This window comes from Amycolatopsis sp. NPDC023774, assembly GCF_040639695.1.
GTDB lineage: Bacteria > Actinomycetota > Actinomycetes > Mycobacteriales > Pseudonocardiaceae > Amycolatopsis.
In genome coordinates, this window is sequence record NZ_JBFAAJ010000029.1 from 88,675 (window position 1) to 97,872 (window position 9,198).

A 9,198-nucleotide genomic window follows, 5' to 3' on the forward strand; every position below is an offset into this window, starting at 1 on the left:
GTTCCGTGCCGGCGCCAGACCGAGTTCGCTGTCCACGTGCTCGAACCGCTCCGGGCAGTCGAGCAGTTCCGCGAACACCCGCGGCCGCGGGTCCGACGCGAACTTCGCGATCCGGTCGACCACGGCCTCCGCGGCGATCTCGTGGTGGCCAAGCGACAGCTTCGCGGCCGTCCACGCGGCGACGGTGCCGAGCGCGATCAGCGCGGTGTCGACGGGCATGGCGTTCACCCAGTCCCATCGTCGCGCCGCCGGACACGGATTCGCCTGAAGCACCAATACGGCCCCCAACATATTCCTACCGAAGAATTGTACAAGAATCGTACAAACTCGTTTTCCACCGCGGTTTGACACTTTCCCGAATCGCATGCAGAAATGGTTCTCATGCGAATTCCCCGAGTGCTCCTCCTCCTGCTCGCCGTCGCCGCCGGCGCGCTCGCGATTCCCGGTACCGCCAGCGCCGCCTACAGCGATCCCCTGACCACCACGACGAAACAGAGCCTGGTCTGGCACGCCACCCCGACCGCCGCGTTGACGACGCTCGACAACGCGCTGCCCAACGTCAGCCTCAACACCGTCGTCAACGACCCCAGCTACCCCACCACCGGCTGCACCGCCGCCGAAAAAGCCGCACTGCCGAAGGCACCGGTGGCCACCACGTCCTTCTGCTGGGACACCGACCGCGCGAACAGCGCCACCTGGGTGCCCCAGGGCATCACCACCTCCGGCGACGCCGACGACGACGGCATGTGGGGCGCCGACAAGGTCATCCTGTCCGGCTGGCACAGCGGCGACGCCCTCGGCCGCTACGACGACGCCCGCATCATGACCGTCAACTACGACAAGCCGGCCACCCCCACCAACCGCATGGTGTACCTCGCCGTGCCCAACAGCACCGGCTCGAGTTTCACCGCCGCGAAAGCGCACATGGGCGGCATGGCCTGGTACGGCGACAAGATCTTCGTGACCGCCGTCGGCAACACCTCCACCGCCATCCGTGTCTTCAGCACCAAACACATCCTGCAGATGACCGACACGACGTCCAACGCGATCGGCAAGACCTCGGCCGGGTACGCCGCCTACACCTACAAATACGCGATGATGCAAATCGGCTACTACACCTACGCCGGCGGCACCTGCAGTATGTCCTCCGACACCGGCGTCCCCTGCTTCTCCTCAATGTCCCTGGACCGCACCACCTCGCCCGTCAGCATCGTCACCACGGAATACTTCGCCGACCAATCCCTCCACGGCCGCCTCTACCGCTACCCCACCGGCACCGACTACCTCCTGGCGAGCACGGGGACCACCCCCGCCACCGAGGCTTTCCGCAGCTCCGTCGGCAACATGCAGGGTGTCCTCTCCCACAACGGCAAGTGGTACGTCTCGCACAGCTCCGCCACGCTCAACGGCCAGCTCTGGACCCAGACGACCTCCGCGAGCAGTTCGTCGACCTGCGGCTCCCCCGCCACGACGGCTTGCTGGGCAGTTCATCCGGAAGCCTTGACCTACGACTGGTCGACCGGCCTGGTGTGGTCGCAGTCGGAATGGTCGACCACGGACTGCTCCGCCCAGGGCCAGACGTGCGGGCGCTCGGTGTTCGCCGTGCCGCTGTCTTCCCTGCCGGCTTGACGGGTTCCCGGCCGGGCGCCGCCACGCCCGGCTGGCTTTCCTGGTCAGCGCGGGTTTCGGCTTTCCGTGTCCTGGCGCGCGAAGCGCCGCCCCTCTCCGAGAGGTAGTTGTTGTAGTCCGGCTGTGCGAGCACGGGGTGGCTCCAGGCCCGGGGCCAGGTGGCCAGGGCGTTCGTGACGTCCTTCCGGATCTAGGTGTGGTTGGTGAACCGGACGAATGCTTCCCTGGCCGCCTTGTCGTGTCCCGTGGCGATGACCAGGCTGTCGTACCAGTTCACCGCGTAGGAATCGATGGATAACCGCTTTTCACTCGCGCCGCGTCCACCGACGTCCTCGGCGACGACGTTCGACTGGCATCACAAGGCACTTCTCGGTACCAGTGGCCCACACGTTCCCGCTGGAGGACTGGCGCACGGCCGCGAAACTGAGCCAGTCGGGACACGCGCACGGCAAACTCGTCCTGCGGATCGGCTGGCACCGCGGCCGACGCAGGCCGGCCGCGACCGCGATGACGAGCTTCGCGTGGTGTTCCGGCGAGTCGACACCGACCTCGGCACTGGGGCACACACGACCTGCGCCACACGGCGGCACTGCGCAACGGCCGGTGACGCCGGCCGGTCGCCAGTCGACGTGCAGATCATTCTCGCCCACGCCCACCAGTCGAATCACCGGAGCCCCCATGATCGGCCGGCTCGGCGAACACTGCCAATCCCAACCGCACCACGGATCGGGACCATTCAAGCCAGCCGGCAATGGTCGCCATGTCTTGGGGCGCATACCGGATCGTGATCGATGAGCACCGCGCTTCGCGGGCGGGCGCCAGGTCAGCGCCCGGGGCCGGGCGATTCGGCGGGCCTGACCGGAAGCGATGGCGCGGGCAGGCAGCGGCAACCGAGGACGCCGGAGGCGAGATGCGTCAGAGCACGGCGAGCCGGTCCACCAGCAGCTGCGTCCGCTGCTCGGTGACCTCCGGCGGCAGCCGTCGCGCCCGGGTCAGGGTAGCGAGCCCGTGCAGGGCCGCCCAGAACAGCTCGGTGAACAGTCCCGGGTGGACACCGTCGCCGGCGACCTCGCCGAGGCTCTCCAGCAGGGCCGCGAAGGCGTCCTTCAGCGGCTCCGGGGTGTCCTCATTCGCGAAGACCAGGCCACCGTCGAGCTGGAACATCGCGTCGTAGACCGCCGGGTTGCGCTCGGCGAAGTCGAGGTAGGCGCGGGCAAGAGCAGTGACCCGGGCGCGCTGGCCGGCCACGGTGGAGGTCGCGGCCCGCAGCGTCGCGGCCAGCTCGGCCGCGCCCTCGAGGGCGACGGCGCCGATGATCTCGCGCTTGCCCCGGAAATGGCTGTAGAGAACCGGCTGGCTGTACTCGATGCGCTCGGCGAGCAGGCGGGTGGTGACCGCGTCCCAGCCCTGCTGCTCGGCGAGCTGGCGGGCCGTCGCCACGATGAGGCGCTCGCGGTCCGCCCGTTCGCGCTGCTTGCGTTCCTGTACCGACATGATTGGAGTCTAGCACCGCTAGACAACCGAGCGGCAGTAGAAATAGCGTTGAAACTCAAGGGCTAGTAACACTAGGTTCCGGGAAGGTCACCATGGTCAGCACACTCGAAGTCCTCACCGTCGTGGTCGTCGGCCTGATGGTGCGGGGGGAGTTCTCCGTCGCCTTCGTCATCAACCCGATCCTCAACGGACTCCCCGACGACAGCACCCAGCTCGGCCGCGCCCACGGGGGCCGGATGCTCGGCGTGCTCATGCCGTTCTGGTACATCGGCTCACTCGTCCTGAGCGCGGTCTGGGCCATCGCCGCATGGCAGCACCCCGGCACCGGCCTCGTCGTCATCGGCGCCGCGCTGCTGATCGTGAGCGTGATCATGTCGCTCCTGCTGCTCGTCCCGATCAACAACCGGGGCAAGACGTGGACTCCCGAGAACCGGCCCGAGGACTGGAAAGAGCAGATGAACCGCTGGGACCGCTTCCACTACGTCCGCGTCGCCGTCCTCATCGCCGCCTTCGCCCTGCTGGTCGCCGCCCTCCCCTGATCCCAATCTGACTGGCCCGGCCCGCGCGACTCCGGGGACCTACCGACTCCGGAGTTGGTCGCCGCGTGGGTAGCGCTCGACACCGTTGCGTCCGAGCGCGTGCCTCTGTGGGCAGCGCACTGGCTTGTCCAGGGCTACGACCGGGAGGCACTCAGGGCCTTGGCTGGTCTCAGCGGCGCTGATCCTTACGAAGTCCACGACCTGCTGCCGGTGGCCCTGGCCGACTGCGGTGCGGCGATCCCGAGTTCAGCGGCCACCGCGGCCCAGGTGCGCGTGAGATCCAGGACGCATGCAGAGCCCAACTCGCGGCAAACGAAGCAACGAGCGACCGCTGATTCAGCGGCACGGTGCCCTGTCCGAGTACTACGCCGGTCAGCGGTGCTCCCGGGCGCGCAACCTCGAGATCGTCGGCGAACGCTGGACGTTGCTGATCCTGCGCGACGCCTTCTTCGGGGTGCGCCGCTTCGGAGATTTCCTGGCCCACCTGGGCACGTCTCGCGCCGTGCTGCCGAGCGCCTCGAAGCCCTGCTCGAGGCCGGCTTGCCGGCGGAGACGCCCGGCGGCCACGGCTACCGCGAGTACTTCTGATCGGCAAATGTGTGGACCTGCGGCCGGTCTTACGCGACTTGCTCGCCTGGGGCGACGAACACTGCCCGGAGAACGGCCCGCGCCGGGTTGTTCCGGCATGTGTTGGACTCCGGTCTTTTCGCGCCGGCCTCCTCGCGCCGGACGGGTCGGCCACGGCGTGCGGCCGCACTAGGACGGTTCAGTTCGCCGCGAGCGTCACGGCGAAGTCCGGCGGTGTCCGCAGCGACTGGAACACGACGCAGTAGCGTTCGGTCAGCTTCTTCAGCGTCGCGAGCTGGTCGGGGTCGGCGTCGGTGTCGAGGTCGAACGACAGCCGGATCGCGCGGAAGCCCACCGGGGCGTCCTTCGCGACGGCTAACGTGCCGCGGAAGTCGAGGTCGCCCTGAGCGCGGACACGGCCGCCGCGCACTTCGAGGCCCAGCGACGTCGCCACCGCCCGCAGCGTCACCCCGGCGCAGGCGACGAGCGCTTCGAGCAGCATGTCACCGGAGCAGGCGAGGGTGCCGTCGCCGCCGGTCGCCGGGTGCAGCCCGGCCTCGACGATCGCGCGGCCGGTCTCGACCTTGCAGGAGATGCCGAGGCCGTCCAGCTCGGCATCGGCGTGCAGCGTGACGAGCGCGCTCTCCGGTTCGTCGCGGTACTTGTCCTTCAAGGGGGCCTGGGTCGCGCGCAGCTCTTCGGAGTCCATGCGCTCGATTGTGCCCACCTCGCGTGTGTTCCGCACAGGGTTGAGTGCGTTTGCCTACGCCGGTTCGCCACCTGCGGGAAATCCGCGCGTAGACCGGGATCGCAACGCCGACCACCCCCGAGATGCCGGCGCCGATCGTGACCGGGACCGCCCATGAGTGCAGGAGGGCTTGAGGAGACGACGGGTTGACCGTCGAGATCACGACCGCGACGCCGAGGCCGGAGCCGAGGTAGCAGCGGTGTTGTTGACGCCGCTGCCCATGCGTGGCGACGGCTTGGGCGCCGAGCGCGGCGTTGAGCAGGCCCGTCCCGATGCCGGCGAGCGCGAAACAGCGAGCCAGACGCAGCAGCGTGGCGTTGTCGTGCAAGGGCGCCCGAAGGTCGCCGGCCGGCGCCGATGACGATCAGGCCCGCGGCGAGTTGGGTTGCCGGCGTGACGCGCTCGCGAAGGTGCCGCGCAACCAGCGAGACGAGCACGCAGCCGCGGTGGCCGCCGCTGCCGTGTTCGCGGCGGTGCCGTTGTCCTCGGCGGCGGCGCAGGAGGCCAACCACCATGCGCGGACGAAGGAGAAGCCGACGATCGTGCTCGTGCCCGGCGCGTTTGCCGACACCTCCAGCTGCGCGGCGAGATCACGCGATCGAACAGCGCGGTCACAACGTGATCGTCGCCGCCACGTCGCTGCGCGGCGTCGCATCCGACGGCGCCTACATCAAGGCACTGGTGGACAGCCTCGACGGACCGGTCGTCCCGCCGCACGCTCCTCCGGCGGCTGCGTGATCACCGCCGCCACGCTGGGCGACCCCAAAGCCCAGGCGCTGGTCTAAATGGCGAGTTTTCCCCGACCAGGGCGAGAACGCGCCCGACATCACGAAGAAGTTCCCGAGCAGCACGCTCAGCGAATCGTTGCAGGTCACCCTGCCCAGCGGCGAGACCGACCTCTCCGCGAAGCAGGACCTCCTCCGGAAGCTCTTCGCCGCTGACCTCCCGCTGTCCCAGGCTCGGCAGAGGGCATCCGCACACGGTCGTCGTGCCGCGTACGACGTGCACGTCTCGCAACCCGGCAAGGTCACGGACATCATCGTGAGTGCCGCCGAGGTGACCTCGCGGCCGAAGCAGCCCCGTGCACCACTGATTCGATCGAGGAGAACGCATGTCGCAGCCGCACGACGCAGGACCGGTCTACGCTCTCAACCTCTTCGACATCGCCGACCGAGAGGAGTACCTGGCTTACGCCCGGCGATCACCGAAGGAGGTCGCCGCACACGGCGGTCGCGTTGTCGCACTGGGCCGGTTCCAGGATTCGATCACCGGGGACATCGAGCCGCGCAAGGTCATGATCGTCGTCGAGTGGGAGTCGCGCGCCGCGTTCGACAGCTACCGCAACGACCCGGCCCTGGCCGACCTGCACCCGCACCGGGAAAACGGTTCGTCGTCGTACGTCTGGCATCTGTTCGACCGCCTGGAAGTCTGCGCCCGCTGCTGCGGGCAGGGTCGTGACCCGGCGTCCGTCCCCGGCCAGGACCTCGCGGGGGACGGACGGCGAGCGCCGGCGTAACCGAGGCAGCCTCGGCGCTTTCACACCGTTTCGACCAGTGTCGAGAAAGTCCACTCCGGACACCGTGGGTTCGTCGGTGCCTCCAGCCCGTCGCGGTGGGCCACCGCCTTCGCGAGTTCGGCAACAGGCGGGAAGGTCGTCCTTGCCGAGCACAGCTTCGATGAAGACGACACGGCCGGCAGCAGCGTCGCACTCCCCCAACGCGGCGCCGGGTTCGGCGGCAGTGGATGCTTTGCGGATCAGCGCGTCCGCGCCGAACGCGGCCGGGATTTTCCCCCAGTCCCACTGGCGATGTCGTTGTATCCGTCGGCGTGGCGGTGCTGGAGGTCGATGAACCGATCCGGTCGATCTTCGCCGCGAAATCCGCCGGCGCCGAGGTCGATCACCCACAGGCCGGCACCGAGCACGACGCCGGCTGCCTCCACCGCGTCGCGGACGAGCGGCTCGCTCAGCGCGCCGATCGGCGATGTTCTATGACGTCACCGACCACCCGACGCCCCGGCCGCTGGCGTCGTCTCCGAGACCGACGAGCATGGCAACGCCCTCCCCGGCGCGGCGACCCAGATGACCGACGGCGCGCTCACCGCGCCGCCCGGGTACGACCACGTCACCGGATTGACTCGCCTGCGCTCAGCTGTCTCGCCGCCTTCTGGCAGTGGCTTCTTTGCCTTGCCGAAGATTCGGTACGCCGTGAAAAACTGTCGCTCCCCGGTCGCAGCCAGGCGTTCCGACGGTCGTTCCGTTCCGCGCCACCCGCAGGACCACCAATACCTCATTTGATCAGTCGCTCTGCGCTGAACCGGCGATCGGGTTGATCGTCGCGAGCACGGCGATCACTTGGCCCGTCCCTGGCGCGCCCGTTCCTCAGCGTCTCGTCCCAGCGCCTCGCACGCCCGCACTGCGGCGGCCCGGTCGCCGGCGATCGTCCCGAACACGTCGAGGACGGCAGTCTGGATCCAGTCGGCGTGGTGGGGGTCGGCGGCGGCGAGAGCGGAGGCGAGCACTGCAAGCCCGGCCGAGTCCTGACGTCGGAGCAATGCCTCCACCGTCGCCCGGGTGACCACCGTGTCACCGGCGTCGAGCACCAGTCCCCGCAGCGCCTCCTTTGCCTCGTCCATCTCGGCGAAGTTGGCAAGGTGACGGCCCGCGTCCGCCCTCTCGCGGTAGTCGGGGCTTCTCGCGAGTTTGATCAGCGCCGCCACCACGGCACGTCTCGCTTCGTTGCTCATGCGCACATTCTCCCGCCGGTCGGCTACCCGCGCCACGGGCACCATCGTGCGCGGCCGGTGCGCTGAAAAACAGGGACATCGGGCCGACGAGCATCCATTCACACATTTTCATTCAACGGCTGAAGGCACGGCACGATTTCAGCTGACCTGCCTTCGATCATCACAGATGACGGCCTCCGAGACCGCTCCCGTAAGCAGTTTTCATCTTTGCCAGGCAAGGAAGAGATCTGTTTTCCATGATCTCGTGTTTTCGCGCAGAAGGATGCGGGTAGCTGACTTAGAGGGCGAAGCCACATTCCTGTTCGCGTTGTTTTCGGGGGCGGCGTGCGGGTTGTGCGTGCGGACCTCGCAACCGCAGGATTCAGGAGGATCGGCAATGAAAACAGGAACACGGATGGCGCTCGGCGTCGCAGCCGGTTATCTACTGGGACGGACGAAGAAGGGACGCCTCGCGTTGATGATCGCGGCCGCCGGGGCAACGGGCAAGACCGGGGTGTCGCCGACGAGCCTCGTCCAAAGTGGTCTCAAGCAGTTGAGTTCTTCAGCCGAGGTCGGGCAGTTGACGTCGCTGGCCCGCGACGAGCTGCTCCGTGCGGCGAAGTCCGCAGCGGTGACGGCGGCCAGCGGAAAGATCGAGTCGCTGAGTGAACGTCTCCAGGAAGGCAGCGCGCTCACCCGCGGCAAGAAGTCCAAAGCCGAGGACGAGCCCGCCGAGGACCAGAACGGCGAAGACGAAGCCCAGGAAGAGTCGCAGGACGAAGCTCAGGAAGAGTCTGAAGCCGAAGCCGAAGCCGTCGACGAGGACGAGGAAGAAGCCGAGGAAGAGCCGGAGCCCGAGAAGCCCAAGCGCCGCCGTGCGGCGGCCCGCCGCTCGAGCGCTGACGACAGTGACACCGATAGCAGTGGCGAACGGCCGCGGCAGCGGCGGTCTTCCGGCCGGCGGGCCGCGGCATCCGATGACGGCCAAGGTTCCGGCGGTGCGCGCACCACCACCAAGCGCTCGCCTGTCCGACGGACGAGGAGGTGAACGCAGTGGTCACCAAGACTTTGAAGGACACCACCGACAAGGCGACCGACACAGCAGGCAAAGCCACCAGCACCGCGTCCAAAGCCACCGGTGGTGACACGAGTGAGCTGACCGATGCCCTGCGTGGGCTGGGGCAGGCGGCGGTGGGCCGAGCAACGGGTGCGCTGACGAACAAGATGTCGTCGGCGGCCGGGCGGCTGACCGATTTCGCCGGTGGCGGCGGCGGTGGCCTGCTCGAAGCCGTGACCGGTGGCAAGGGCAGCATCAAGGGCCAGGCGATGAAGGGCGCCCTCAAGGGCGGCCTGTCCGCTATCGCGCAGAAGGTGAAGGACGCGTTCAGCGGCGGCGGCGGCCGGAGCAGCGGTAAGGGCAACAAGATCAAGCTCACCAACATCGTCGAGGAGATCGACATCGGTGCGCCGATCGACCTGGTGTATGACCAGTGGACC

9 protein-coding genes and 1 pseudogene are annotated in these 9,198 nt (G+C 68.3%); 7 read left to right on the forward strand and 3 right to left on the reverse strand.

The window, feature by feature from the left end; genetic code table 11:
- The first annotated feature begins 381 nt into the window (after nucleotides 1-381).
- Entirely contained in the window at nucleotides 382-1,629 is a 1,248-nt protein-coding gene (locus AB0F91_RS37855; RefSeq protein ID WP_360605678.1) for a hypothetical protein, read from the forward strand.
- Between the two features lie 915 nt (nucleotides 1,630-2,544).
- On the opposite strand, the gene AB0F91_RS37860 is transcribed toward AB0F91_RS37855, so the two are convergent.
- Nucleotides 2,545-3,123, reverse strand: a complete 579-nt coding sequence (locus AB0F91_RS37860) for a TetR/AcrR family transcriptional regulator (RefSeq protein WP_360605680.1) — start codon at nucleotides 3,121-3,123, stop codon at nucleotides 2,545-2,547.
- A gap of 92 nt (nucleotides 3,124-3,215) precedes the next feature.
- Between AB0F91_RS37860 and AB0F91_RS37865 the strand changes: the two genes are divergently transcribed.
- A complete protein-coding gene (locus tag AB0F91_RS37865; RefSeq protein ID WP_360605682.1) occupies nucleotides 3,216-3,662 on the forward strand; it encodes a DUF1772 domain-containing protein in 447 nt (148 codons plus the stop codon).
- 289 nt (nucleotides 3,663-3,951) lie between these two features.
- Nucleotides 3,952-4,422 (forward strand): winged helix-turn-helix transcriptional regulator, encoded by a 471-nt coding sequence (locus tag AB0F91_RS37870; RefSeq protein ID WP_360605684.1) that lies wholly within the window; start codon nucleotides 3,952-3,954, stop codon nucleotides 4,420-4,422.
- Between the two features lie 6 nt (nucleotides 4,423-4,428).
- Here AB0F91_RS37870 and AB0F91_RS37875 read toward each other — a convergent pair whose 3' ends face one another.
- Entirely contained in the window at nucleotides 4,429-4,938 is a 510-nt protein-coding gene (locus AB0F91_RS37875) for an OsmC family protein (RefSeq protein WP_360605686.1), read from the reverse strand.
- A gap of 311 nt (nucleotides 4,939-5,249) precedes the next feature.
- On the opposite strand from AB0F91_RS37875, the gene AB0F91_RS37880 reads away from it, so the two are divergent.
- Together AB0F91_RS37880 and AB0F91_RS37885 are read left to right on the forward strand one after the other, a co-directional pair.
- A complete protein-coding gene (locus tag AB0F91_RS37880) occupies nucleotides 5,250-5,762 on the forward strand; it encodes a hypothetical protein (protein WP_360605688.1) in 513 nt (170 codons plus the stop codon).
- Between the two features lie 326 nt (nucleotides 5,763-6,088).
- Entirely contained in the window at nucleotides 6,089-6,493 is a 405-nt protein-coding gene (locus AB0F91_RS37885) for a DUF1330 domain-containing protein (protein ID WP_360605690.1), read from the forward strand.
- 833 nt (nucleotides 6,494-7,326) lie between these two features.
- On the opposite strand, the gene AB0F91_RS37890 is transcribed toward AB0F91_RS37885, so the two are convergent.
- The gene (locus AB0F91_RS37890; protein ID WP_360605692.1) at nucleotides 7,327-7,758 is read right to left on the reverse strand and encodes a hypothetical protein; all 432 of its coding nucleotides are present in this window, start codon (nucleotides 7,756-7,758) and stop codon (nucleotides 7,327-7,329) included.
- A gap of 358 nt (nucleotides 7,759-8,116) precedes the next feature.
- Between AB0F91_RS37890 and AB0F91_RS37895 the strand changes: the two genes are divergently transcribed.
- Together AB0F91_RS37895 and AB0F91_RS37900 are read left to right on the forward strand one after the other, a co-directional pair.
- Nucleotides 8,117-8,749 (forward strand): hypothetical protein, encoded by a 633-nt coding sequence (locus AB0F91_RS37895; RefSeq protein WP_360605694.1) that lies wholly within the window; start codon nucleotides 8,117-8,119, stop codon nucleotides 8,747-8,749.
- A gap of 5 nt (nucleotides 8,750-8,754) precedes the next feature.
- A pseudogene (locus AB0F91_RS37900) lies at nucleotides 8,755-9,198 on the forward strand (cyclase); the annotation flags it as partial.